Source organism: Acetoanaerobium pronyense (assembly GCF_017874355.1).
In the GTDB taxonomy this organism is placed as follows: Bacteria; Bacillota; Clostridia; order Peptostreptococcales; family Filifactoraceae; genus Acetoanaerobium; species Acetoanaerobium pronyense.
Genome location: NZ_JAGGLI010000003.1, coordinates 66,359 through 91,861, shown reverse-complemented (window position 1 = coordinate 91,861; position 25,503 = coordinate 66,359). Strand labels below are relative to the sequence as shown.

At 33.1% G+C, this 25,503-nt stretch carries 21 protein-coding genes; 15 read left to right on the top strand and 6 right to left on the bottom strand.

Features of this window, described 5'->3' with window-relative positions:
- Nucleotides 1-154 precede the first annotated feature (154 nt).
- Nucleotides 155-838 (top strand): class D sortase, encoded by a 684-nt coding sequence (locus tag J2Z35_RS02420; RefSeq protein ID WP_209658990.1) that lies wholly within the window; start codon nt 155-157, stop codon nt 836-838.
- Here the strand turns inward: J2Z35_RS02420 and J2Z35_RS02415 are convergent.
- The 3 genes from J2Z35_RS02415 to J2Z35_RS02405 are packed head-to-tail and all read right to left on the bottom strand — an operon-like array spanning nt 828 to nt 3,537.
- Complete coding sequence (locus J2Z35_RS02415; protein WP_245330712.1) at nt 828-1,751, bottom strand: DMT family transporter; 924 nt, start codon at nt 1,749-1,751, stop codon at nt 828-830. The two genes, J2Z35_RS02420 and J2Z35_RS02415, sit on opposite strands and share 11 nt — an antisense overlap.
- A gap of 28 nt (nt 1,752-1,779) precedes the next feature.
- Nucleotides 1,780-2,427, bottom strand: a complete 648-nt coding sequence (locus tag J2Z35_RS02410; protein WP_209658988.1) for an NUDIX hydrolase — start codon at nt 2,425-2,427, stop codon at nt 1,780-1,782.
- Nucleotides 2,428-2,457: 30 nt separating this feature from the next.
- Entirely contained in the window at nt 2,458-3,537 is a 1,080-nt protein-coding gene (locus tag J2Z35_RS02405) for a pyridoxal phosphate-dependent aminotransferase (protein WP_209658987.1), read from the bottom strand.
- 167 nt (nt 3,538-3,704) lie between these two features.
- Here J2Z35_RS02405 and J2Z35_RS02400 point away from each other — a divergent pair, with 167 nt between their 5' ends.
- The 8 genes from J2Z35_RS02400 (at nt 3,705) to nifJ (ending at nt 13,262) form a co-directional block, all read left to right on the top strand.
- Nucleotides 3,705-4,253 (top strand): cob(I)yrinic acid a,c-diamide adenosyltransferase, encoded by a 549-nt coding sequence (locus tag J2Z35_RS02400; RefSeq protein WP_209658985.1) that lies wholly within the window; start codon nt 3,705-3,707, stop codon nt 4,251-4,253.
- A gap of 269 nt (nt 4,254-4,522) precedes the next feature.
- Nucleotides 4,523-5,038, top strand: a complete 516-nt coding sequence (gene hpt / locus J2Z35_RS02395; RefSeq protein WP_209658983.1) for a hypoxanthine phosphoribosyltransferase — start codon at nt 4,523-4,525, stop codon at nt 5,036-5,038.
- Nucleotides 5,039-5,164: 126 nt separating this feature from the next.
- The gene (locus tag J2Z35_RS02390) at nt 5,165-5,800 is read left to right on the top strand and encodes a TIGR01906 family membrane protein (RefSeq protein ID WP_209658981.1); all 636 of its coding nucleotides are present in this window, start codon (nt 5,165-5,167) and stop codon (nt 5,798-5,800) included.
- 20 nt (nt 5,801-5,820) lie between these two features.
- Nucleotides 5,821-7,620, top strand: coding sequence for a GAF domain-containing SpoIIE family protein phosphatase (locus J2Z35_RS02385; RefSeq protein WP_209658979.1), 1,800 nt, complete (start codon nt 5,821-5,823; stop codon nt 7,618-7,620).
- A 2-nt stretch (nt 7,621-7,622) separates the two neighbouring features.
- Nucleotides 7,623-8,213, top strand: a complete 591-nt coding sequence (locus J2Z35_RS02380) for a flavodoxin family protein (protein ID WP_209658977.1) — start codon at nt 7,623-7,625, stop codon at nt 8,211-8,213.
- Between the two features lie 122 nt (nt 8,214-8,335).
- On the top strand, nt 8,336-8,908 hold the full coding sequence (gene pduL, locus J2Z35_RS02375) for a phosphate propanoyltransferase (RefSeq protein ID WP_209658975.1): 573 nt from the start codon (nt 8,336-8,338) through the stop codon (nt 8,906-8,908).
- A 27-nt stretch (nt 8,909-8,935) separates the two neighbouring features.
- Nucleotides 8,936-9,607, top strand: a complete 672-nt coding sequence (gene deoC, locus J2Z35_RS02370) for a deoxyribose-phosphate aldolase (protein ID WP_209658974.1) — start codon at nt 8,936-8,938, stop codon at nt 9,605-9,607.
- Between the two features lie 118 nt (nt 9,608-9,725).
- Complete coding sequence (gene nifJ / locus J2Z35_RS02365; RefSeq protein WP_209658972.1) at nt 9,726-13,262, top strand: pyruvate:ferredoxin (flavodoxin) oxidoreductase; 3,537 nt, start codon at nt 9,726-9,728, stop codon at nt 13,260-13,262.
- Nucleotides 13,263-13,396: 134 nt separating this feature from the next.
- On the opposite strand, the gene J2Z35_RS02360 is transcribed toward nifJ, so the two are convergent.
- Nucleotides 13,397-14,866, bottom strand: a complete 1,470-nt coding sequence (locus tag J2Z35_RS02360; protein ID WP_209658971.1) for an aminoacyl-histidine dipeptidase — start codon at nt 14,864-14,866, stop codon at nt 13,397-13,399.
- A gap of 193 nt (nt 14,867-15,059) precedes the next feature.
- Between J2Z35_RS02360 and J2Z35_RS02355 the strand changes: the two genes are divergently transcribed.
- Together J2Z35_RS02355 and J2Z35_RS02350 are read left to right on the top strand one after the other, a co-directional pair.
- Nucleotides 15,060-17,543 carry a 3'-5' exonuclease gene (locus J2Z35_RS02355; protein WP_209658969.1) on the top strand — a complete coding sequence of 828 codons (2,484 nt, stop codon included), beginning with the start codon at nt 15,060-15,062 and terminating at the stop codon, nt 17,541-17,543.
- Nucleotides 17,544-17,570: 27 nt separating this feature from the next.
- The gene (locus J2Z35_RS02350; protein ID WP_209658967.1) at nt 17,571-18,341 is read left to right on the top strand and encodes a hypothetical protein; all 771 of its coding nucleotides are present in this window, start codon (nt 17,571-17,573) and stop codon (nt 18,339-18,341) included.
- A 62-nt stretch (nt 18,342-18,403) separates the two neighbouring features.
- Here the strand turns inward: J2Z35_RS02350 and J2Z35_RS02345 are convergent, their stop codons facing one another.
- Nucleotides 18,404-19,684 carry an L-lactate MFS transporter gene (locus tag J2Z35_RS02345; RefSeq protein ID WP_209658965.1) on the bottom strand — a complete coding sequence of 427 codons (1,281 nt, stop codon included), beginning with the start codon at nt 19,682-19,684 and terminating at the stop codon, nt 18,404-18,406.
- Nucleotides 19,685-19,875: 191 nt separating this feature from the next.
- Here J2Z35_RS02345 and J2Z35_RS02340 point away from each other — a divergent pair, with 191 nt between their 5' ends.
- On the top strand, nt 19,876-20,694 hold the full coding sequence (locus J2Z35_RS02340; RefSeq protein WP_209658963.1) for a MerR family DNA-binding transcriptional regulator: 819 nt from the start codon (nt 19,876-19,878) through the stop codon (nt 20,692-20,694).
- A 49-nt stretch (nt 20,695-20,743) separates the two neighbouring features.
- On the opposite strand, the gene ychF is transcribed toward J2Z35_RS02340, so the two are convergent.
- The gene (gene ychF, locus J2Z35_RS02335; protein WP_209658961.1) at nt 20,744-21,841 is read right to left on the bottom strand and encodes a redox-regulated ATPase YchF; all 1,098 of its coding nucleotides are present in this window, start codon (nt 21,839-21,841) and stop codon (nt 20,744-20,746) included.
- Between the two features lie 196 nt (nt 21,842-22,037).
- Here ychF and yfmF point away from each other — a divergent pair, with 196 nt between their 5' ends.
- The 3 genes from yfmF (at nt 22,038) to lgt (ending at nt 25,497) form a co-directional block, all read left to right on the top strand.
- Nucleotides 22,038-23,306, top strand: a complete 1,269-nt coding sequence (gene yfmF, locus J2Z35_RS02330) for an EF-P 5-aminopentanol modification-associated protein YfmF (protein WP_245330711.1) — start codon at nt 22,038-22,040, stop codon at nt 23,304-23,306.
- A gap of 20 nt (nt 23,307-23,326) precedes the next feature.
- The gene (gene yfmH, locus J2Z35_RS02325; RefSeq protein WP_209658959.1) at nt 23,327-24,622 is read left to right on the top strand and encodes an EF-P 5-aminopentanol modification-associated protein YfmH; all 1,296 of its coding nucleotides are present in this window, start codon (nt 23,327-23,329) and stop codon (nt 24,620-24,622) included.
- A 128-nt stretch (nt 24,623-24,750) separates the two neighbouring features.
- Complete coding sequence (gene lgt / locus J2Z35_RS02320; protein WP_209658957.1) at nt 24,751-25,497, top strand: prolipoprotein diacylglyceryl transferase; 747 nt, start codon at nt 24,751-24,753, stop codon at nt 25,495-25,497.
- The last annotated feature ends 6 nt before the right edge of the window (nt 25,498-25,503 follow it).

Here is a 25,503-nt window from a genome sequence, read left to right as displayed (position 1 = left end):
TATAATGGAACAAACACTCAGCCCTGAGAATATAGCGGACTTTTGTCCGCTATATTCATTTAAAAACGTATAACTATAAAGGATAAATCATTCTCTATCTATAGCGTACTTCGATAATACATGGACTTTTATTTTAGCATTAGGAGGGATTAAAGTGAGAAAAGCTCTTTCTAATGGGTTAATTGCACTTGGAATTGCAATAATAATATTTCCAGTTATAGGAAATCTATACAATGACTATAAACAAAAGCAAATGATGGGGCAGTTTGAAGAAATGCTTGTTGAAGCCTTTAATGATACAAATAGTGATTTGGAAAGACTTCAGCAATTAGAACTTGATGATGAACTTGAGGATATTTATGCTCAGATGGCAGAATCTAGAGTAGCAGATGAAGATGAGCTTCTAGAACTTAACTCAAACAATAACAAGCCTATAGATATAGGATCTGTGATTGGAATTATTAATATACCGAAAATAGAAGTGAATCTTCCTATAATATCGGGAACCAGTGAAAATGAACTTTCTAGAGGCATTGGGCATATGAATGGCACTCCTTTACCAGGACAAATTGGGAATTCTGCATTGGCAGGGCATAGGAGTCACACATTTTCAAGATTTTTCAACAGGCTGGAAGAAATTGATTTAAAAGATGAAATATATATTAAAACTAAAGAAGGGATAAAAACCTACGAGGTGTATGAAATCAAGATTGTAAAGCCAACAGACCTTTCGGTTTTGAAGCCTTTGGAAGGGGAGTCTACAATAACTTTAATTACGTGTCATCCCCTTTATTCAAACAAGCAAAGACTGATAGTACATGGAAAGCTTATATCTTAATAATCTTTCTTTTTTTCATTATACCAAGATACTGTGCTCCAAATACTCCACTAAGTATCATTAATGAACCTAAAATCTGATGTTGAGTAAAACTTTCTTTTAAGAATACGACACCTGCAATTATTGAAACCACAGTAGCAAGATTTGAAAAAACAGCTGCCTTTGAAGCCTCAAGATGAGTGAGACTGTAATTTACAAGAAAGAAAGCTACTATAGAGGAAAGAAGGCTCAAATATAAAAGTGCTATAATGAACTCGGGTTTTGTTATAGGAGCAAAGTAAGAGTTAATATTTCCGGAAATAGTTTTTGAAATAATATTTATAAGGTTAAAGGAAAGTGCTCCTAAAAACATCATGGAATAGGTTCGCTCTGATGATGAAAATTCAGATGAAATTTTCCTTGATATTATATTAAAAAATGATGCTGATATTACTGCTCCCATAAGCATTACTATTCCCAATACTTCTGAGGAGGGATCTGAATTTTTTGCATATGCAGTAAATCCGACTCCAGCTACAGAAAGAATAATAAAAAAAAGTTCACCTTTTGTAGTCTTTTCCCCAAGAAATAAGACACCAAATCCTGCGACGAATATTGGAATTAGCGCAACCATTATCCCAGCTTGAGAGGATGATGTCATTTTAATACCATAGCTTTCAAATATAAAGTATGTAATTGGTTGACTAAGGCTCAAAAGAAAAAGATTTTTAAGGTTTTTTCCTTTAAAGTCAACCCTTACTATTTTAAATGCTACAAGTATACTCATAGCTAAAAAAGCAAATAAAAATCTAAATGAAATAAGCTCTATAGGAGAGCTTACATCAAGAGCAAGCTTTGAAAACATAAAACTCATTCCAAAAATTGTAGCCATACCCATACCAGCAAGTATGGGTAAAGTATTTCTTTTTTCCAATAAACGCACCGCCTTAGATGTATTTTGACTAAAGATTTTTAATTTTGTCAGGAAAGATTCCCATATCTTTAAAATGACATACCATATCGTATATTATTTTTGCTGTAATTCCCCAAATTATATAGCCTTCGTAATCATAAAGAAGGACGTCATATCTTCCCATCTTAAATTCATAATTTCTTCCCCTTGGTATATGATCATATGGAAAATCTTCATCTGGTATTACCTGAACTTTGGTTCCATATCTTTTGGGCTTTGTCTCAAAAAAATATTTTAAAGGTACCATAAAAACATGATCAACTTCGGCTTTATTTATATTCATTTGAGAAGTGTCTTTAAGAATACCTAAAAATGGATGGATTATAAGATTAAAAGGGGCTACAAAAGTATCCATTTCCGTTATTATTTCTATATTTTCTTCTTTAACTCCAAGTTCTTCACATGTTTCCCTTATTGCAGTATCCATAAAGGTAAGATCTTCCTCATCTTTTTTTCCTCCAGGAAAAGATATTTCGCCAGGCTGTGCATTTAGAGTTTTAGATCTTAGCTCAAAGAGAATATAAAGCTCTTTATCTATTTCTACAAGGGGAATAAGCACTGAAGAGACAAAGCTTTTTCCATGACCCTGTATATCTTTTTTAAAATGTTTTAATTTATTTTTTATTTCATCAATCATTTTTTACCTCTCTTAAAACTCATTATATTATTACTTTAAATATAGACTTAGTTTATCGATAAGATATTCATTTTCCTGTCTTTTAAGAGTGCATACCCTGAAATAATACTCTGACAAGCCTTGAAAGCTCTCGCAGTTTCTTATAATTATCTTATCTTTTATGAGACTTTTATATAAGTCATTAGCTTTTATTTTTTTAGTTTTTATTTCGCAGAGAATAAAATTTCCAAAGGAAGGATAAACCTTTAAATCATTAAAAATGCTTAAGGAATTAATTAAAAAAGTTCTTTCTTCGCAGATATTTTTATAGGTATCTCTTTGATAAAGCTCATCTGTAAACATAATGCTTCCCATTATATCTGCGAATATGTTAATTCCCCAAAGACTTGTATATTTTTCCAATGAACACCTTATTTTTTTATCAGAAATTATTCCATAGCCAAGTCTGAGACCAGGAGTTGAGAAAAACTTACTTGTACCTCTTATTACAAATAGATTTGGAATCTCATCGCATAGCTCAGAAGAGGAATATAAACATTTATCAGTAAACTCAATATAGGTTTCATCAACCATAATATACCCATTAATAGAAGAGGCTATTTTTCTTATTGATTCTCTATCAAGAATTGTTCCTGTTGGGTTATTAGGATTGCATATTACTATAAGGGTTGATTCTGTTGCCTTGGCTTTTTCAATAATTTCCTCAGAGCTTGTCAGGAAATTTTCTTCAGGCTTTAAAGTTAGCTCAAATATATTCGAATCTATTTTTTCGAGTTCCTTTTTATACTCAGAGTAAGCAGGAGATAGAACTAAAGCGTTTTTAGGAGCAACCTCCTTGATAAAGCCCGATATAAGGCTTGTAGCTCCATTTCCGAGAATTATATTCTCGATATTTGACCTTGAGTAATGGGATATGGATTCTTTTAAAATCTTATAATGTGGGTCAGGATAAATAGAAACAATTTGTGGATTTTCAGAAATAGCTTTAAGTGCTTTTTGAGAAGCTCCAAAAGGATTTATATTAGAGCTGAAATCCATCATTTCCTCTTTTTTAAATCCATATTTTTTTTCTAAGTCAAAAAGATTTGCTCCATGATTTATAGTGGACATAAAAAAACCTCCCTTTTTGTTTTATTTCTTTTGTTTTTACAAAAGAATCCAGGGAAAATCTATCATAATTGATACATTATCATATTTCTGGGATATATATATTATACTTTAAAATTTGCTTGTATAAAACAAATCTTAAATTAATATTAGGACTGGAGGGAATTTATTTGAAAATATATACAAAGACTGGAGATAAAGGAGAGACATCTCTTTATGATGGAGCAAGAGTAAGGAAAGATTCTGTAAAGGTAGAGGCTTATGGTACTGTAGATGAGCTAAATTCGCATCTTGGATTTGCGAAAAATTTTATTGAGGATGAAGATGTGAGGCAAAAAATATTTAAAGTTCAAAAAAAACTTTTTTTTGTAGCTGGAGAATTAGCAACGGAAGATACCTCCAAATTTAAAAATAAAATTCAAGAGGAGCATGTACTAGCCCTTGAAGGCTGGATTGACGAATATCTGGAAAAAATCGATAAGGTAGATGCCTTTATAGTTCCAGGGACATCAAAAGGCTCTGCAGCTCTTCATGTTGCCCGTACAGTGTGCAGAAGAGCAGAAAGAAGAATACTTGCTTTAGCTAGGGAAGAGGAAGTAAATCCTCATCTTATAAAATTCGTAAACAGACTATCTGATACTATATATGCACTTGCTAGATACTCAGAAAAAGAGATTATATTGATGGACTTTGAGGAAATGGCAAAAGAAAAACTGTAGATTGAAGGATGAAGTACTGAAGAGTTATATCTTTTAATTATAAAAAAGACTATTAGATAGATAAGTACTTTCCTTATAAGAATCTTTTAGAATTTTATGGGGATTTATTATCAATCTAAATAGTCTTTTTTCTTAGATTCAATATAAATCGAACCTTTCGTTATTATTCAAGAAAAATATTCGACATATAGATGAATTATGTTACAATGTTATTTGGGATTTTCAGGTAGAAATAGGAATTAGAATCTGAAAGATGAAAGGAGTTTTTTATGGATATATCTAAAGTCATGTTTTCAAAGGAGCAAATACATAATAAAGTGTTAGAGCTTGCTGGAAAAATTCAAAAGGATTATGAAGGAGAACATGTTTTTGTAATTGGAATCTTAAAGGGTGCCTGCGTTTTTGTATCTGATCTTATTCGTGAGATTGATCTTCCAATAACTCTTGACTTCATGTCAGTATCAAGCTATGGAATGTCTACAGAAAGTTCTGGGGTAGTGAAGATAATAAAAGACTTAGACATGGATATTACTGGAATGAATGTGATAATAGTTGAAGATATAATAGATACTGGACTAACACTAAACTACCTTAGAGAGTATCTAGGAGCTAGGCATGTTAAGTCATTAAAAATATGTACTCTTCTTGACAAGCCTCATAGAAGAAAATGTGATGTTGTGGCTGATTATGTAGGCTTTGAAATAGAGGACAAATTTATAGTTGGGTATGGAATTGACTGTAAGGAGCAATATAGAAATCTCCCATACATAGCTGCCATTGATTAGTTTTTCAAAATAAAATATAGCTTACTAAACCTAAAAAGGTCACCATATTGAAAAGGTGACCTTTTTTCTTTTGTATTATAAGGGAATTAACTATATAATAGTATTAAAAAATAATAGGAGGCTCTTTTGCAAAGACTAAGATACTTATCTATAGTGCTTATAGTGGTATATATAATTGTTTTTACATCCACTGAAATGTTTTCAGTTTTAAGGCCAGTTTATTTTTATGAGTACAATAAATATGATATATATTCTATAGAATATGTTCAGATGTATCCAGTTGATATGGTAACAAATGATGTCATATTTTATCTATCAGGACTTACAGACAATATGAACAGAAGAGGGTTTTTTGGAGAAAGAGAAATAGTTCATATGGAAGATGTAAAAGTACTCTTTCGTGCTGGAAGTGCAGTAAGGTTTTATCTTATAATAGTACTCGCTTTTTTAATTAAAAAATCTGAAAATCAAAAGGATTTTTCCAAAAGATATAGAATTACATATTTAAGTGTAGTTGGTGGGATACTCGCTTTAACAGGACTTATAGCTATGAATTTTAATAGAGCCTTTGTGATATTTCACAAACTATTTTTTAGTAATGATTACTGGATTCTTTATCCAAGTGAGAGCATTATAATAAACCTAATGCCTGAAGGGTTTTTTATGGACATGGCTATATATATACTTGTTTCATTTTTCATCCTAAGTTTACTGGTGTCATACATAATACAAAAGACACTTCCGCAGGAGAAAAATATATAGAATAGAGAGGGGGATGAAACTTGGGCAACGAAGACCTTAAAAAGACGCTTGATGCTATAGTTGAAATATCAAAGCTTGTAACCTCTTCTAAAAATTTTTTCGATATAAAAGATGAGGTTGTGGAAAAGATGCTTCAAGTTATACCTCCCACAAAAGCTTGCGTTAATATATTTGAAAGAGATGAGTACAATTTTGCATACCTTGTATGTGATGCAACACTAGAAAAAATACCTAAAATGTTCTCTGAAAATAAAACACCTAAGGGGACCAAAATACCTCTTCGTGAATACCCTACATATATTAGAGAGTCTGTAAAAACAAAAACTCCTATATACATAAAAAAACTTGATGAGGATATAAGAGCGCAGTCAGAGCTTGATATGGCAAAGGTAGAGGGATATGTAGCAAGAGCAGTCTTTCCACTTATATCAAGCAATAAAACGGTGGGATTTTTGACATGTTTTATGTCAGAAGGGGAAAAACTATCGGAATCTGATATTGATTTTGTAAATTCAGTTGCATCTCTACTTGGGCTTTCCATTGAAATTACGAGATATAATGGAGACATAGATAGAATTGTAAAAAAGCTAAGAGAGGCGATTAGCTCCATTGGAACAGCTACAGATGAACTTTATAAAAATAAAGGGATAGATTCTTTCTTAACTATGATAAGTGAACAAATTGCAAAGCTGACAAATAGTGAAGCCTGCTTTATAATACTTCAAGATAATGATGCTAGAATCAATACTATGGCTAGGTTTGGAGATGTGGATGATTTTTCTAGCATAATGAAATTCATTATGGATGAGGCAGAGGCAGGTTGCAGTAAAAACCGGTATATTGGAGCCTCTCTTCCACAGAATATGGTAGCTAATGGAATAAATACTCTCATGTATGATACTTTGAAAAAAGGAGAAGAGGTTCTTGGCTACTTGATAGCTGTAAATAGCAAAAAATATTATGATGATGACCTTAAGATACTAGGTATATTTTCTACAGAAATTGTCCTATCACTTATAATGTACTTAAGTAGTAAAAAAGTATTTGAAAGCAGGCTAATGGAAAGAGACCTTGAGATTGTAGGCAAACAACAGGAACTTATAATGAGTGATAAGCATATGAGTCTAAATGACGGAAATATCTCTATAGATTATTATTACAGTCCTTCAAGACAAATCGGAGGAGATTTTTGCAAACTTTTAGAAATTGATGACCATAGGGCTATGGTCTTTATAGCAGATGTAATGGGCCATGGGATTCTTTCAAATTATTTCGTTGCGATGATGAAAGGTGTACTCAAGACTCTTATTTCAGAGGATTTACGTCCTGGAGAAGTAATAAATAAAATGAATAAAATTCTCTTTAATGACTTAGATGCTCTTAACCTCTTTATTACTGCAAGAATAATGTATCTAGATTTTGAAAAAAACATAGCTATATCTTCAAATGCTGGTCACCTGTATCCAATGGTATTCAAAAAAGATGGAGATTCCCTTGCGTGCGAAATGTTTCAAACTGACGAGGGGATGCCAATTGGAGTCATGGAAGACTCAGAATATGAAGAGTATGAGTATGATATAAAAGATATGGAAATGATAGCTTTTTATACAGACGGTATAATAGAAGCTGGAGATATGGATGAAAAGGATTTTGGAACAGAAAACCTAGAAAGGTTTCTTACAGAAAACTTTGAAAAAACTGGGGAAGAAATTTGCAAAGAGCTTCCAGTTGAGTTGAAAAAATTCACAGGAAAAGATTATATGGAAGATGATGTAATGCTTGTGCTCGTCAAGAAAGTCCAAAAAAAGGAGAATATCTAATTGTGGAAATAATCATTATAAACGGAAGTCCTAGAAAATCTGGAAACACTTCATTTTTATGTGAAAGAGCAATTTCTATACTTGAAAATCAAGGAATTAAAACCAAATATATAAATATCAGGAAAATGAATTTTGACCCATGCATAGCCTGCGGATATTGTGATAGAACTGGAAAATGCTTTATGAAGGATGATATGACCCAGATTTATGATATTATTGATAAATCTGATGGAACTATTGCAATCAGTCCAGTGTTCTTTGATGGTGTCCCTGGTAAGCTAAAGGGATTTGTAGATAGGACCCAGGCATTTTATGCAAGTAAATACATTTTAAAATCTCCTACTATAGATCGATACAAAAAAAGATATGGTCTTTTAGTATCTTTAGCAGGAAGCAAGCCTTACGAAACACAGTTTATAGGAAATAAGGTAACTATGGAATTTTTTTTCAAATGCATTAACACTAAGCTGATAGAGCATATGCAAGAAACTGACATAGATAATATACCAATCGATGAAAGAGAAGATTTTCTTAAAAACTTTGACAAAAACATCAAAGAAATCATCAATTTAATTAAGTCCTCCCTGTGTTAAACTGTAAATTTTAGGAAATGTATTTTTATGCACTAAATTGAATTTGCTTTATATTGCCAATATACAGTATAATTTACTCTGGAAGAATAAATAAAATGGATGAAATTTAGGAGGCTTTTTTCATGAAATTACCTATAGCACTATCAAATAGACATATGCACCTAAGCAAGGAGCATATCGAGACTCTTTTTGGAGAAGGGTACGAATTGACTCATTTTAAAGACCTTTCTCAACCAGGACAGTTTGCTTGTCAAGAAAAGGTTGATATAATTGGACCAAAGGGTTCTTTAAAAGGTGTAAGAGTATTAGGCCCTGCTAGAAAATCTACTCAAATAGAAGTTTCATATGCCGATGCGAGGGTTTTAGGACTAGATGCTCCAGTTAGAGAATCAGGAGATATAAAAGGAAGTCCAGGAGCAAAGCTAATCGGCCCTAAAGGTGAAGTTGACCTTGAAGAAGGTATAATAATAGCTTCAAGACATATACACATGAGCCTAAAGGATGCAGAAGCTTTTGGGGTAAAGGATATGGAAATAGTAAATGTAGAAACTCATGGAGATAGAGGCGTTGTTTTTAAAAACGTACTAGTTAGAGCACATGAAAATTTTGCTCTTGAAATGCATGTGGATCTTGAAGAAGGAAATGCAGCTGGAGTTGCAAACGGAGAAATGGTAGAGCTTGTAAAGCTAGGTTAATCTTCTTGACCTAAAGGAGGAAATAAATTGAAGGAACTATCTAAATATATAGATCATACACTTCTTAAAGCAGATGCTAAAGATGATGAAGTCCTAAAGCTTTGTAAAGAAGCTAAGGAATATGGATTTTTCTCAGTATGCATAAACCCATCATTTATAGAGCTTGCGAAAAAAGAGCTTGAAAAATCTGATGTAAAGGTTTGTACAGTTATAGGGTTTCCTCTTGGAGCAACTACAACTGAAACAAAAGAGTTTGAAACTAAGGATGCTATAAACAAGGGTGCCCATGAGATAGATATGGTAATAAACATATCTAGACTTAAAGCAAAGGATTATGAATATACCCTTAAAGATATAAAGGCTGTAGTTAATGCAGCAAAAGACAAAGCTCTTGTAAAAGTTATAATTGAAACATGTCTTTTAACAGATGAAGAAAAAGTAAAAGCATGTGAAATTGCTAAAGAAGCTGGAGCTGACTTTGTAAAAACATCTACAGGATTTTCAACAGGAGGAGCTACGAAGGAAGATATAGCACTTATGAGAAAGACTGTTGGAGAAGGTATGGGAGTAAAGGCATCTGGTGGAGTAAGAACCTATGATGATGCAGTAAAGATGATAGAAAATGGAGCCAGCAGAATAGGAGCAAGCTCATCAATTGCGATTGCGACTGGCAAAAGTTCTCAAGGCACTGGTTATTAATTAGTTAAAAATGGGCTTAGGCCCATTTTGAACACATTGTTTTTTTATTAACAGTGTGTATACATTGTACCAACACCTATTTTTTTTAACTAAAAGACTAATTGAGGAGGGTCATTCAATGGCTAAAATCATGAAAACTATGGATGGAAACACAGCCGCTGCTTATGTATCTTATGCATTTACAGAAGTTGCTGCGATTTACCCAATTACTCCTTCTTCACCAATGGCTGAACTTACAGACGAGTGGTCAGCAAATGGGCAGAAGAACATATTTGGACAAGAAGTTAAGGTTACAGAATTACAATCTGAGGCAGGTGCAGCAGGAGCAGTTCACGGATCTTTATCAGCCGGAGCGCTTACTACTACATACACTGCTTCCCAAGGTCTTCTACTTATGATACCTAATATGTACAAGATTGCAGGAGAGCTTCTTCCTTGTGTATTCCACGTATCTGCACGTGCTGTAGCGAGTCATGCTCTTTCAATATTTGGAGATCACTCTGATGTTATGGCAGCAAGACAAACAGGATTTGCACTTTTAGCTTCAGGATCTGTTCAGGAAGTTATAGACCTTGGTGGTATTGCTCATCTAAGTGCTATAAAATCAAGAATACCTTTCCTTCATTTCTTTGATGGATTTAGAACATCTCATGAGGTTCAAAAGGTAGAGCTTATAGATTATGCAGATTTTGATAGACTTGTAGATAAAGATGCAGTTGCAAGATTTAGAAAAGGTTCATTAAACCCAGAAAATCCGTACACTAAAGGAACTGCTCAAAACCCTGATATATTCTTCCAAGCTAGAGAGGCTTCGAATACTTTCTATCTAAACGTACCGGATATTGTAAATGATTATATGAAAGAAATATCATCTCTAACAGGAAGAGAGTACAAGCCATTTAACTACTATGGAGCACCAGATGCAGAAAACATTGTTATAGCTATGGGTTCAGTAACTGAAGCACTAGAAGAAACTATAGATTATCTTATGGAAAAAGGAGAAAAAGTTGGTCTTATAAAAGTACATCTATATAGACCTTTCTCTGAAAAATACTTCTTTGATGTTCTTCCATCAACAGTTAAGAAAATAGCTGTTCTTGATAGAACTAAAGAGCCAGGAGCACCTGCAGAGCCACTACACCTTGATATAAGAAACCTATTCTTTGACAAGGAAAATGCTCCAATAATAGTTGGAGGAAGATATGGACTTGGATCTAAAGATACTACGCCTACTCATCTTTTAACAGTATTTAAAAATCTTAAAGCTGATAAACCAAAAAATAACTTTACAATAGCTATAGAAGATGATGTAACTAACCTTTCACTACCAGTAGAAGAAACACTAAGAATAGCACCAGAAGGAACAGTAAGATGTAAGTTCTGGGGTCTTGGTTCTGATGGTACTGTTGGAGCAAACAAATCTGCTATAAAGATTATAGGAGACCATACAGATATGTATGCTCAAGGATACTTCTCTTATGACTCTAAGAAATCAGGTGGAGTTACTATATCTCACCTTAGATTTGGTAAAAAGCCAATAAGATCAACTTACCTTATTGACGAGGCAGATTTTGTAGCATGTCACAACCAAGCATATGTAAATCAGTATGAAATTCTTAAGGGTCTTAAAAAAGGCGGAACTTTTGTCCTTAACTGTAAGTGGACTGATGCCGAATTAGAGCAAGAGCTTCCAGCTGCTATGAAAAAATATATAGCTGAAAATGAAATTAAGTTCTACACTATCAATGCAACTGATATAGCTGATGAGATAGGACTAGGAAATAGAATAAACATGATTATGCAGTCTGCATTCTTCAAACTAGCAGATGTAATATCTATGGAAGATGCAGAGAAATATCTTAAAGATTCTATAGATAAAGAGTACGGTAAAAAAGGTCAAAAAGTTCTAGATATGAACTATGCGGCTGTTGAAAAAGGTGCAGGAGCACTTCATAAAGTAGAAGTTCCAGCATCATGGGCAGGTCTTGAAGCTAGCTCTGTTATCGTTAGAAACGAAGATGAGCCAGATTTCATCAAGAATATATTAAGACCAGTAAATGCTCAAGAAGGAGATAATCTTCCAGTATCTGCATTTGTAGGAGCAGAAAATGGTATGATGCCTCACGGAAGTGCTGCTTTTGAAAAAAGAGGAATCGCAGTAAATGTTCCTCAGTGGGTTAAAGAAAACTGTATTCAGTGTAACCAGTGTTCTTATGTATGTCCTCACGCAGCTATAAGACCATTCTTAGCAGACGAACAAGAACAAAAGAATGCTCCAGAGGGCTTTGATACACTTACTGCTATGGGTAAAGGCTTTGAAGGACTTGGATACAGAATTCAGGTTACTCCACTTGACTGTACAGGATGTGGAAACTGTGCTGATATTTGTCCTGGTAAAAAAGGAGAAAAAGCACTTATAATGCAGCCAATCGAAACTCAAAAAGCTGAAATAGCTAAGTTTGATTACGCTCATGGAAATGTAACATACAAAGATCACTTAATGACAAAAGAGAATATAAAGGGAAGTCAGTTTGCTCAGCCACTGCTTGAGTTCTCAGGAGCTTGTGCTGGTTGTGGAGAGACTCCTTATGCTAAACTTATTACTCAACTATTTGGAGATAGAATGATAATAGCAAATGCTACTGGATGTTCTTCAATCTGGGGAGGTTCTGCACCGTCTACTCCATACACTAAAAACGCACAAGGAAAAGGACCAGCTTGGGCTAACTCTCTATTTGAGGACAATGCAGAGTATGGATACGGTATGGCAATAGCTGTAAAAGTAATGAGAGAAAGACTTAAAACAGTTATGGAGCAACTTCTAGAAATGGATATAGACGCTCAGGCTAAAGAGGCATTTGAAAGCTGGATAGCTTCTATGGAAGATTCAGAAGCAAGCAAAGAAGCAAGCCTAAAAGTAAAAGAAGCAATAGTAACTCTAAGTGGAGATGCTAAAGTTTTAGCAGATGAGATAAACGAAAAATCTGATTACCTAATTAAAAAATCAGTATGGATATTTGGTGGAGATGGATGGGCTTATGACATCGGATACGGTGGACTTGACCATGTTCTTGCATCAGGTGAAAACGTAAACGTTCTTGTTATGGACACAGAGGTTTACTCAAATACTGGAGGACAGTCTTCTAAAGCTACTCCAACTGCAGCTGTTGCTAAATTTGCTGCATCTGGTAAAAAAGTTAAGAAGAAAGACCTTGGTATGATAGCTACAACTTACGGATACGTATATGTTGCACAAGTTGGAATGGGAGCAGACAAGAACCAGGTTATGAAAGCACTTCTTGAGGCTGAGAAATATGATGGACCATCTCTTGTTATAGCATATGCACCATGTGTTGCTCACGGACTTAAAGAAGGAATGGGAAGAACACAGGCAAATACTCAGCAAGCTGTGGATGCTGGATACTGGCATTTATATAGATTCAACCCAGAGCTTAAGGCACAAGGTAAGAATCCATTTATCCTTGATTCAAAAGAGCCTAAAGCAAGCTTTAGAGAATTCCTAGACAATCAAGTTAGATATACTTCATTAAAAACTGCATTCCCAGAAATAGCAGAAGAGCTATTTGATAAAGCAGAAGAAGAAGCTAAAGAAAGATATGAAGTATATAAGAGAATGGCAGAAGCTCAATTTTAATTAAAAACTTTAAGAAAGAAATAATAAAAAATCAGTTTCAATAAAGACATTAAAATACATCACAAAAGGCCCCTGATATAATCAGGGGCCAATTTTATGTTTAGAAATAATTTTTTAATATCTAGTAGTTGTATTTAGATACTTTCGATATTCTTAAAATCCTTTAGTATAGCAAGAAGGTATTCATATGTCCTCTCTACTGATGATATGCTGATATGTTCATTTGGTGTATGAACATCATACATATTAGGACCTATAGAAATCATATCAAGGTTAGGCATCTTTTCTTTAAATAGACCACATTCTACCCCAGCGTGTATAGCAGTTATATGGGCAGCTTTCCCTGTTAGTTTCTTATAGACATTTTGAAAATGAGTTCTTAGTTTAGAGTCTGGGTTGTACTGCCATTCTGGATAGTCAGAATCAATAGTAAGCTCTGCCCAAAGAAGGTTTGCAAGATTCTTTTGCTTTTGTAGTATAACCTTTTTCAATGAGTTAACTGAGCTTCTTACAGCACTTTCAAATAGGATATGATCAGAATTTGTAGTTACTATTCCTAAATTAGATGAACTCTCCACTAGATTTTCTATGGAAGCGCTCATAGTATATACTCCATTTGGAATAAGCATAAGAGCAGCTATAAGTCGAGACTTAGAATCCTCGTTAAGTACTTTATCAGAGATTATTGAGGTCTCATTTAAAGTAATTTTTACATCGTCATCCTTTTCTCTTAACTCATTTTTAATATTTCCTTCGAATTTATCTACAAAAAACTCCAGATTTTCCTTATCTTTAGGAGAAATTCCGATGACTAGATCACATTCTCTTGGAATTGCATTCATTTTGGATCCACCATTTATAGAAAAAATCTCAAAATTCATTATACCTTGAAGGTCGTTTAAAATTCTCCCCATTATTATATTAGAGTTTCCTCTTCCCTTTATTATATCCATTCCTGAGTGGCCACCCTTTAGCCCCTTTACAGAAATATGATATGTTAGATAGTTGCCGTGAAGAGCTGTATAATCTACTGGTAAAAGCATTTTTGTCCTAGCTCCACCAGCACAGCTTACAAGTAGCTCTCCTTCTTCTTCTGAGTCTAAATTTATGAGATATTCGCCATTTAGAGAACTGGCATCTAACTTATATGCTCCGACAAGGCCTGTCTCCTCCTCTACTGTAAACACTGCTTCGATTGGAGGATGCTCAATGCTATCAGAAGATAAGATAGCCATTGTCATTGCAAGTGCTATACCGTTGTCTGCGCCAAGGGTAGTATTATCTGCGAATATCATATCTCCTTTAATAACCAAAGATAGGGGGTCATTTTCAAAATCATGGACCTTATCGTTGTTTTTTTCATTAACCATGTCCATATGTCCTTGAAGGATTACAGTAGGAAGATTCTCATATCCCTTTGTCCCATTTTTTTTAATTATTACATTATTGTAATTGTCTCTTATGTAGCTTAAATTATTAGATTTAGCGAAGTCTACAAGATAATCACTTATCCTTTGCTCATTACCAGAGCCTCTTGGTATTTTACTTATTTCCTCAAAATATGCAAAAACATCATGTGGTTTAAAATTAAGAATTTTATCCAAAATATCACCCCATTATTTAAATTAGGCCAATCTTATAAAATATTATATATCATATGTTAAAATAATACAAAGGCATGAAATAAAGGAAATATGAATAAATAGTAGAATTTAAACACTATAAGGAAATGCTTAGGATTTACTAGGATAAAATAAACTTGTACATTGATGTAGTTAAAATATACAGGGGGAAAAAATGGATACAAAGGGATTAGAAAATAGATTGAATGATATTCAAAAAAAGGCCTTTGAAAAGGTATTTGGGCCTCTTATAGTAATGGCTTCAGCCGGCACAGGAAAGACGGATGTCATAGCTTTAAGGGCATACAATGCATTTTTAAAGGGGATTCCTCTTGAAAAAATGCTCCTCCTTACGTTTACAAATAGAGCGGCTAAATCCATGAGCAATAGAATCAAGGAAGTAATGGGGGAAGAAGGTCTAAAAATAAAAGTATCAACCTTTCATGGACTTTGTGGTTTTATATTGAGAGAGGAGTCTCGAAACCTATCGATAGGACGGGATTTTATAATTATAGATGAAGAGGATTCAAAAAATCTTATGAAGGAGGCTCTAGCTAAGGCAGGCCTAGAAAGAAAGCTTTATTATAATGAAGAGCAGTTTGTGATGGAATATATGAGGTTAGCTAGAGAGTACTCTTTTACAGAGGGGAAACCTTTAAACCATAGAAAAATCTTTTTACAACTTGTAAAGGATAGAAATGTTTCAAGAAGTGTATTTTCATTTGAAAAAATTCTCTTCAATTCCATTTCCATTTATGAAAAACTTCTTCTTGATTATAATCTTATGGACTTCACATCACTCGTTGTGGGGACTGCAAAGGCTTTTGAGGATGATAAGATTAGAAATAGATGGAGAGAAAGATATGAATGGATGGAGCTTGATGAAGTACAAGATACAAACAAAATAGAATATAAAATAATAAAAAATCTCTATGAAGCTCATGGAAATATTGGTATTTTTGGAGACATACACCAGACGATATATGAATGGAGAGGTTCTATCCCAAATGAAATTTTGTCAGATTTCAAAAGAAATAATAAAGACTATTTAGAACTTAGTTTTAAAGAAAACTACAGATCTAAAAAAGCAATACTTCATGGAGCAGAATCATTTTTAGGGCACCATAGAGAATGGGAAGAGGTCAAACTTGAGGAAAAAATCAAAGTAAAAGGCTTTAAAACTAAAGAAGAAGAAAAAGTATATATATGTGATGAAATATTGAGGATGAAAGATAAAGGCACTAATTTAAGCCTAATATCCATACTATGTAGAACCAATAGAGACGGTAAGGATATTGGTAGCTTCTTAGAAAACAAAGGTATACCTGTTTTTATGATTGACAAAACGAGGTTTTTTAGCAGAAGCGAGATAAAAAATGCTCTTGCTTATCTAAAGCTTATGGTTAATCCAAAAGATATACTAAGTTTAAAACGAATCAATAAAGAGCTTGCAGAGGAATTTTTAGCTGAGAAGGACAATGGTTATCTTGATATATGCTCCTTCCTTGATGTGGACAATTACAAGTCCAAAGATCCCTATTATCTTTTAAGAGAGGCGTTTAAAAAAAATGATATTGTATCTTTTGATGTTGAGACAACAGGCCTAGATGTCAAATCTGACAAGGTGATTCAAATCGCAGCAGTAAGAGGGGGAAAAGATGGAGTAATACAAAAGTTCGAAAGACTTTTAAAAATTGACGAATCAGTTGGGGACTCTTATAAAGTCCATAAAATATCAGATGCCATGCTGTTTACGGAAGGTGTAGATCCTAAAACAGGGATAGAGGATTTCTTTGAATTTATAGGTGAATCAGTTCTAATAGGACACAACGTAAACTATGATATAAGTATCCTTAAAGAAAATATAAAATACTATGACATTTCTTTAGATATAGATAAAAACTCAGTTTATGATACTCTAAGACTTGTAAGAAACGTATTTAAAGATTTAGATAGCTATAAACTGGAAAATCTTCATATTTATTTAGGTCTTAATCATAAACCTACTCATAATGCTATTGATGATGTGATAACCACCCTTGAATTACTTGCAAGACTATACATTAAAATAGAGGAAAACAAAGAAAGAAGAAAAGAAGTTTTTAGGAAGTATGAAGATAGATTTTATCCTATTGCAAGGATAGTAGGTGATTTAAAGGATGACTTAAAAAATAACAGGCCGAAAGAAATTCTTCATCACGGACTTATGAAGAGTAATCTTCTGGATAGATATGAAAAAAGCGTGGTAGAAATGGAAAAATTAAGAGAGCTATATAGGATTTTTAGAGAATATGACAATTTAGAATTAAGTGCTTTAGACTCTCTTATATATTTGCTTGAAGTTGCTTCACTTGGAAATGATTCAGATAGGCTTTTAAAAATGAAAGAGCAGATACCAGTTATAACTGTTCATCAAGCTAAGGGCCTTGAATTTGAAACTGTGTTTATATATAATGCAACTGATAATAGTTTCCCTTCAGGGCTTAGCTCGGATGAAAAAAGGCTTAAAGAAGAGAAAAGACTTTTTTATGTAGCAATTACTAGACCCAAAAAAACTCTTTATATAACCTATTCTATAGATCCTGAAAAGGATGGACAAAATAAAAAACCAAGCAGATTTATACATCAAATAGATAGAAAATATTTAGATTTCCAATAATTTATACTTGTTGAAATGGGGGAAAGTATGAAAAGAAAAGTAATAGCATCTCCATGTGAAGCTATGATTGGAGGAGATGCATTTGTTCAAGTTATGGATGTTAAAATAACTGGAACAGAGGACAGCGTTAACCTAGAAATGTATGTCATGAACCTTTATGAAAAAGAACTTACAGAACTTGATTATGAAATTTTTTTCTTTGATACCGCATCGATAAAATTAAATGAAGAACCATATGATGTAAAACTCACCAATATAAATATAAAATCAGGAGATATAGCCCATTTAGAAACCATGGAAATTCCACCTCAATTTGCGTTGGCAAGAAAGGCAATGATAAGGCTTTTAAAAGCAGTCTTTAAAGATGGAAGCTCACTTAGCCTCTTTGATGAAGAAGTAGAAAAAATCACATTTACTGACTTGCCAAAAAGTGATTTGATGAGTATGAAAGAAATATGCGGTGAAGATGCATACTCACTTGCTTTGGAAGGGAAAACTTTTTATAGATGCATATGTGGATTTTTTAATTTAAAGGATTCTTCAATCTGTAGCAATTGTGGAAGAGAAAAAGCTGAAGTGCTGGAAAAATATTCTTCAATTGAAAAAATTAAGGAACTTATTATAAAAAGAAGTAAAGACTTAGATGAGATTAAAGAAGATTCTTATTTAGAAGTTGAGGATTTGGCAATTAAGAAAAATATAAATGAAAAGCTTTTTAATAATTATAAATTTTTTTTCATGATATCTTTTATTCTGCTTTCACTTTCTGCAAGTATTTGGTTTTTATGGAGATTTTAAATATGAGAAAACCTCTTCCGATCGGAAGAGGTTTTCTTAACTAAATTATATATTTAATATAATTATATTTTGTTTTTAGCAACCTTAAAAGCTTGCTTTGAATTGAAGGAAGAAATAGTTTCTTCACTAGCAAGTGGTTTTATAAAAAATGCCATAACAAGAGCGATTCCTAAAAGTACAGATGATATTGTATATGATAGTGTGAAAGATCCTGTCACATCAACAACAGTACCTGCAATTATTGGGCCTATAACTCCACTTACTCCCCATGCAGTAAACAGTACTCCATAGTTTGCTCCAAAGTTCTTAACTCCATAATAATCAGCAATTACAGATGGAAATAGACAAAGTAGAGAGCCGTAGCTTAGACCGGCTATAGCAGTTCCAATCGAGATTCCTAAAGTGCTTGTATAAGTAGAGAAAACCAGCATATTAATTGCTTGAATTGCAAAGAAAATCATCATAGTCTTCAGTCTTCCGATTTTATCAGAAAGTGAACCGCCGATTAATCTACCTGAAGCATTAAATATAGCTAGTAGTCCAACTAGGAAAAAACCATTTTCAACTGAAGCTTGAGTTTTCGCTATAGTTGCTATATTTCCTATAATCATAAGACCAGCAGAAGATGCAAAAGCAAACATTATCCAGAACATATAAAATTGTTTTGTATGCATCATTTCTCTCCAGTTAAAGTCTCTTGACTCCATAGCAGGAGATATTTTTTTCTCTTTTGTAGATTTTTGAACTGGTTCTTCAGGTATGTATCCTTGTGGAGGGTTTTTAATTAATTGTGCAAGGGGCACGGCAACTGCTAATATAAATGTTCCTAGAATTAAAAAGGTTTTTGATATTCCAAATACTTGGAGAAGCTTTGTAGTAGATGGTGCTATATATAATGAAGCGAGTCCCATACCGCTTACAACTATTCCTGTAACCATACCTTTTTTTGATGGATGAAACCATTTAAGAGCTGGAGGAGTAACAGTTGCATACGCAAATCCGATTCCAGAACCCACTAAAATACCAAATGATGCAGTAATCATAGATGTACTTTGAACAAGCCCGGAGATTATAAGTCCAGCTCCAGTTAATATTACCCCAAGGGTTACAACTTTTCTAGGTCCTATTTTATCTTGAAGCCTTCCAGCAATAAGTAAAGTGGTTCCCCATACCATTATAGCTACAGAGTAAGGGAGTGAAGCCTCACTACTGCTCCAGCCATAATCTGCGATAAGTGCCTTGCTGATTACACTCCAAGAGTAAAGCACGCCTATTGTAAGATTAATGAAAAGACCAGCTAAAAGCACCTTGTAGCCTTCTCTTTTTAACGAACTAATTTCCATAACATCCTCCTTGGATTAACTTATATTATAATTACCCTTAAGATTATAAACATTAGAGCAACTCCAAGGTCAATACAAAATAAGAAGATTGAAAATTAAGACTTTATATTCTATAATGGAAGTCAGTATAATTTTTTATAAAAATTATTTATAGCTTGCATAATAAAATCAAAAAGGACGGGTCTAAAGCTATGAAGGATAAATTTCTTATTGGAGAAATATCTAAGTTTTTTAATATAAGCTCAGATACTCTAAGATACTATGAAAAAATAGACTTATTCAAACCAGATCATGATGAATACAACCATTATAGGTATTATGATATAAAAAGCTTTTTAAAGCTTAGCCGGATACTTTTTTTCAAGAGTCTTGATATTTCTTTGGAAGATATAAAAGAGTATATGAAACACAAGAATATAGGAAACTTACTTAGTCTTTTGAGCAAGAAAGAAGAGGAGATAGATAAAAAAATAAAAAGGCTTGTAAATCTTCAAAAAAAAATTCAAAACAAAAGAGAGCTTCTGGAAAGTATAGATAAGGAAGTAGGAAAAATCACTGTAAAAAAAATACCAGAAAGAGTAGGGCTTTTTTTGGATATGAGCAGTGAGGAAAAAAGAGAAGAGATAGTTGAAGCCTTCAAGATGAACGAAAAGTATTTAAAATTTAGCTCATGCCTTATTGAGGGTCAGGTATATACCTCGATTTCCAAGGAAAACATGGAAAAGAAAATATTTAATCAGTTTCGTTACTTTATTGAGATTCTCTCCTTTGATGAAAATGTAGTTCATAGATTCAAAGTTGTAAAAGAAAATGATTATGCATGTATAACCTTTGTGGGGCCATATAGAGAAATGCAGACAAATTATGAAAAGCTTATAAAATGGATAGATGTAAACGGATATAAGATAATTGGAGATTCTATTGAAAAAAATATAGTGGATTATGACTATTCAGACTCTGAAAATGAGTATATTTCAGAAATACAGATTCCAATTTGGAAACTTCCTTAATCAAAAAGGGCATTCTTTTAATAAGAAGGCCCTTTTAATATGGATGGGTTTATACGTTGAATCTAAATAATACTACGTCTCCATCTTTCATTATATATTCCTTACCTTCAAGTCTAACAAGACCTTTTTCCTTTGCTGAGGTCATATTTCCGCCGTGAGCCATAAGATCTTCAAACGCTATTACCTCAGCTCTTATAAATCCTCTTTCGATATCGGAGTGGATTTTTCCTCCAGCGACAGGAGCCTTAGTACCGTTTTTTATAGTCCAAGCTCTTGACTCCATAGGGCCAGCAGTAAGGAAGCTCATAAGTCCAAGGAGTTTGTAGCTTGCCTGAATCAGTTTATCAAGACCTGATTTTTCAAGTCCTATATCTCTTAAAAACTCAAGCTTTTCATCATCCTCAAGCTGAGAAATCTCTTCCTCTATTTGAGCGCTTATTACAACAACTTCTGCATCCTCTGTAGAAGCGAACTCTCTTACAGTAGCTACATATTCATTTCCTTCTCCATCGCTCGCAACTTCTCCCTCTGAAACGTTTGCTACATATATTATAGGCTTTGAGCTAAGAAGATTAAATGATCTTACTACGGCTTTTTCTTCATCAGACATATCAAGTGTTCTTGCAGATTTTCCAGATTCAAGAACCTCAAGTACTTTTTTTATTACCTCAACCTCAAAGCTTATAGATTTATCAGTCTTAGCAGCCTTTGCTGATTTTTGAAGTCTTCTTTCAAGCATTTCGATATCTGAAAATATAAGCTCTAGATTTATAGTTTCTATATCTCTTAAAGGATTTATATTTCCATCAACATGTACTACGTTAGTGTCCTCAAAACATCTCACTACATGAACTATTGCTTCGACTTCTCTTATATGGGATAAAAACTTGTTTCCAAGGCCCTCTCCTTTACTAGCACCTTTTACAAGCCCGGCAATATCATAAAACTCTATAGCCGTTGGAACTATTTTTTTTGATGTATATATTTCTGCAAGCTTAGTTAATCTTTCATCTGGCACAGATACTACACCTACATTCGGGTCTATTGTGCAAAATGGATAATTGGCAGATTCTGCTCCTGCCTGTGTGATTGCATTAAAAAGGGTACTCTTTCCTACATTAGGAAGACCTACAATTCCTAGTTTCATATTATCTTTCCTTTCTATGTTCAAATATTTTAATTTTAATTCATATATAAGCACATTATTAAATTATATTACATTTCAGATAGGAATTTCAATTAAACATGTAAAATTTCTTTTGCAGGTTTTTTCTTTATGGTAAATAAAATATAAAAAATAGGATATAATAGACTAAGACAGGAATAATAAGGAGGGTTTTTACTTGATAGGATACGAAAAAATAAACTTAGGCCATGGGATTAACCTTATGCTTATAAGCAAAGCAAATTACAAAACAAACATTGCAACTATATATATAAAAAGACCTCTCAAAAGAGATGAGGTTACAATGAACTCACTGCTGCCTTCTGTTTTGAAATCAGGAACTAAGGATTATCCTTCTCAAAGAGAGATTACAGTAAAGATGCAGGAATTATACGGCTCAAATCTTGGAGCGTCAGTAGATAAAACTGGAGAAAGGCAAATTATGTCATTTAGACTATACACTACAGCTGATGAATTTTTGCCTGAGCCTATATTTGAAGAGGCATTTGATATATTAAAAAAGATCGTGCTTGATCCCAAAATAATAAATGATGGATTTGACCCTAAATTTGTAGATATAGAAAAAGAAAACTTAAGGGAAGATATAAATGCAAAAATAAACAATAAAGGACATTATGCGGTTGAAAAATGCATAGAGCATATGTGCGAGGGTGAACCTTTTAGCATATCTGAGGATGGATATATAGAGGATCTTGATAATATAAACGAAAAAAATCTTTATAAGCATTATCTTAATGTAATAGAATCCTCTGAAATAGATATTGTAATTGCAGGGAGCTTCGATAGAGAAAAAGTAATTGAAATTATTCAAAATACATTTTCTATAAAAAGAGAAGCTATTATTGAGACAAAAAATGAAGAAATATATAAAAAACCTGAGCCTAAATTTGTGGAAGAAAACCTAGATATTACACAAGGGAAACTAGTTATGGGCTTTAGAACCAATATGGATTTTAAAGATGAAAAATATTATTCTCTTTTAATGTACTCAGCCATACTTGGAGGAGGAGCCCATTCCAAAATGTTTTTAAATATTAGGGAAAAAGAGAGCCTTTGTTATTCCATATACTCTACACTTGAGAAAATGAAGGGGCTAATGTTTATATCTGCCGGGATAGAGATAAGCGATTATGACAAGGCTCTTGAGCTTATATATAAAGAACTTGATGATATGAAAAATGGAAATATCTCCATACAAGAAATGGAAAATAGCAGAAGCTATCTTGTAAGCAACCTTAGAGCTTTAAACGATAGTCTTTCATCACTTACAGACTTTTATTACAATATGAGCATTCAAAACACAAACAGAAGTCTTGATGAAGTCATTGAACTAATTAAAAAAGTAAAGACAGAAGATGTAATAGAGGTTGCTCAAGATATATACCTTGATACAGTATATTTTTTAAGAGGACCTAAGAATTCATAAAATAGGAGAGAAGATAATATATGAATATAATCAAAAACGAGCTATTAAAAGAAGAAGTATATCATGAGAAATTAAGTAACAATATGAATGTTTTTTTTATGAAAAAAAAGGGATTTACAAAAAAATATGCAGTTCTTGCAACTAATTATGGTTCGAATGATTTAAAGTTTATTAGTCCTCATACAGGTGAAGAAATCAAAGTAAATGAGGGAATTGCCCATTTTCTAGAGCACAAAATGTTTGAACAAAGTGATGGCTCCAACGCATTTGATAGATTTGCAGAGATTGGAGCGAATGCCAATGCTTTTACAAACTTTAACATGACTGCATATCTCTTTTCTTGTACCGAAAGATTTTATGAAGGCCTTGATCATCTTATATCCTATGTTCAAAGCCCTTATTTTACTGATGAGAATGTAGAAAAAGAAAAAGGCATTATAGCCCAGGAAATTAAAATGTATGATGACAATCCAGACTGGAAGCTGTTTTTTAACACCTTAAAAGCAATGTATAAGGTTCATCCAAATAGTATAGATATAGCTGGGACAGTAGAGAGTATATATAAAATCACAAAGGAAGAGCTCTATAGCTGCTATAATACATTTTACAGTCCATCAAATATGGCTCTATTTGTTATTGGGGATTTAGAGTTTGATGAGGTTTTAAAATCTGTTAAAGAAACGGTAAAGGATGAACATATGTTTGAAGGAGAAGTAAAGAGAATATTTGAACTAGAAACAGATGAGCTAAGAACTAAAGAGATAACAGAAGAGCTCGAAGTATCTATACCAATGTTTTCTATAGGCTTTAAAGATAAGCTAAACACTCTTGGTGAAAATACTGATATAATGAAAAAATCCATAACCACAGAAATAATTCATGATTTGCTTTTTAAAAAGGGCACTGCACTTTATGAAGAGCTTTACATGGAAGGTCTTATATTTGGAGGGTTTTCTTCTGACTATACTGAGCATACTGACTATGGATATAGTATTATATCTGGGGAATCAAAGGATGTAAATAAGGTTAGAGCAAGGATAATGCAAGCAATTGAAGAATCTAAAATAAATGGACTCAATGAAGAGGACTTTGAAAGAATAAAGAAAAAGAAAATAGGAGGCTTTATAAAGCTATTTGATTCTATAGAATTCATAGCAAACAACTATCTTTCCTATTATTTTAAAGGAATGGATTTATTAGGATATTATGAAGCTCTTCTTGATATAAAAATAGATGATGTAAATGAAAGATTAAAAGAGCACTTCACTGAGGATATGAGTGTGCTTTCTGTAATAAATCCAAAATTAAAGTCTTAGTTTGACACTTTCAAGCTGTGTAAATTATAATTGTCTAATAGGATAGGCTTAAGCCTATCCTATTTTCCATAAATAAAGAAATTCTTTTGAAATATGAATAAAAGAGATTTAATAATTAGGAGGAATATATGAATCCAGTAGCATTTAATGTATTTGGAATAGATGTAAGATGGTATGGAATAATTATGTCCATTGCGATAGTATCTGGAGTTTTGCTTGCAATGAGAAATGGAAAAAAGGCAGGGTATAAGGAGGATGATATTCTCGATATATGTCTTTTTGCGATACCACTTGCTGTTGTTGGAGCTAGGCTTTATTATGTAGCGTTTAATTTTGAACTTTATCAAGATAATATAATGCAGATATTTAACACAAGACTTGGCGGTATGGCAATACACGGTGGACTAATAGGAGGAGTACTTGGAGGAGTACTTGTAACAATAAAAAAGAAGATAAACACAGTAAAGATGGTAGATATAGCAACTCCTTCAGTAATACTTGGTCAGGCAATAGGAAGATGGGGGAATTTTGTTAATCAAGAGGCTCATGGAGGACCAACAGATCTTCCTTGGGGAATAACAATAGATGGAGTTAAAGTCCATCCTACTTTTTTGTATGAATCAATATGGAATCTAATAATATTTTTTGTACTTATGAAAGTATTTAAAAATAAAAAATATGATGGTCAGATGGCAGCTATATACCTTATAGGTTACTCTATAGGCAGATTTTTTATAGAGGGTTTAAGAACTGACAGCCTTATGCTGGGACCTTTGAGAATGGCACAGGTAATAAGCTTAGGGATGATAGGGGCAGGAATAGCGATACATCTATATTTTAAAGATAAGGGCGTAAAAGAGCCGTATAAGGCTTAAAGCTAA

What these genes read in the sequence shown, in the direction of transcription:
- J2Z35_RS02355 (WP_209658969.1), top strand. Translation starts at nt 15,060, where the DNA reads ATGGATACAAAGGGATTAGAAAATAGATTGAATGATATTCAAAAAAAG.
- ychF (WP_209658961.1), bottom strand. Translation starts at nt 21,841, where the DNA reads ATGAAACTAGGAATTGTAGGTCTTCCTAATGTAGGAAAGAGTACCCTT.
- J2Z35_RS02405 (WP_209658987.1), bottom strand. Translation starts at nt 3,537, where the DNA reads ATGTCCACTATAAATCATGGAGCAAATCTTTTTGACTTAGAAAAAAAA.
- J2Z35_RS02340 (WP_209658963.1), top strand. Translation starts at nt 19,876, where the DNA reads ATGAAGGATAAATTTCTTATTGGAGAAATATCTAAGTTTTTTAATATA.
- J2Z35_RS02345 (WP_209658965.1), bottom strand. Translation starts at nt 19,684, where the DNA reads ATGGAAATTAGTTCGTTAAAAAGAGAAGGCTACAAGGTGCTTTTAGCT.
- nifJ (WP_209658972.1), top strand. Translation starts at nt 9,726, where the DNA reads ATGGCTAAAATCATGAAAACTATGGATGGAAACACAGCCGCTGCTTAT.
- J2Z35_RS02410 (WP_209658988.1), bottom strand. Translation starts at nt 2,427, where the DNA reads ATGATTGATGAAATAAAAAATAAATTAAAACATTTTAAAAAAGATATA.
- hpt (WP_209658983.1), top strand. Translation starts at nt 4,523, where the DNA reads ATGGATATATCTAAAGTCATGTTTTCAAAGGAGCAAATACATAATAAA.
- yfmH (WP_209658959.1), top strand. Translation starts at nt 23,327, where the DNA reads ATGAATATAATCAAAAACGAGCTATTAAAAGAAGAAGTATATCATGAG.
- pduL (WP_209658975.1), top strand. Translation starts at nt 8,336, where the DNA reads ATGAAATTACCTATAGCACTATCAAATAGACATATGCACCTAAGCAAG.
- J2Z35_RS02350 (WP_209658967.1), top strand. Translation starts at nt 17,571, where the DNA reads ATGAAAAGAAAAGTAATAGCATCTCCATGTGAAGCTATGATTGGAGGA.
- lgt (WP_209658957.1), top strand. Translation starts at nt 24,751, where the DNA reads ATGAATCCAGTAGCATTTAATGTATTTGGAATAGATGTAAGATGGTAT.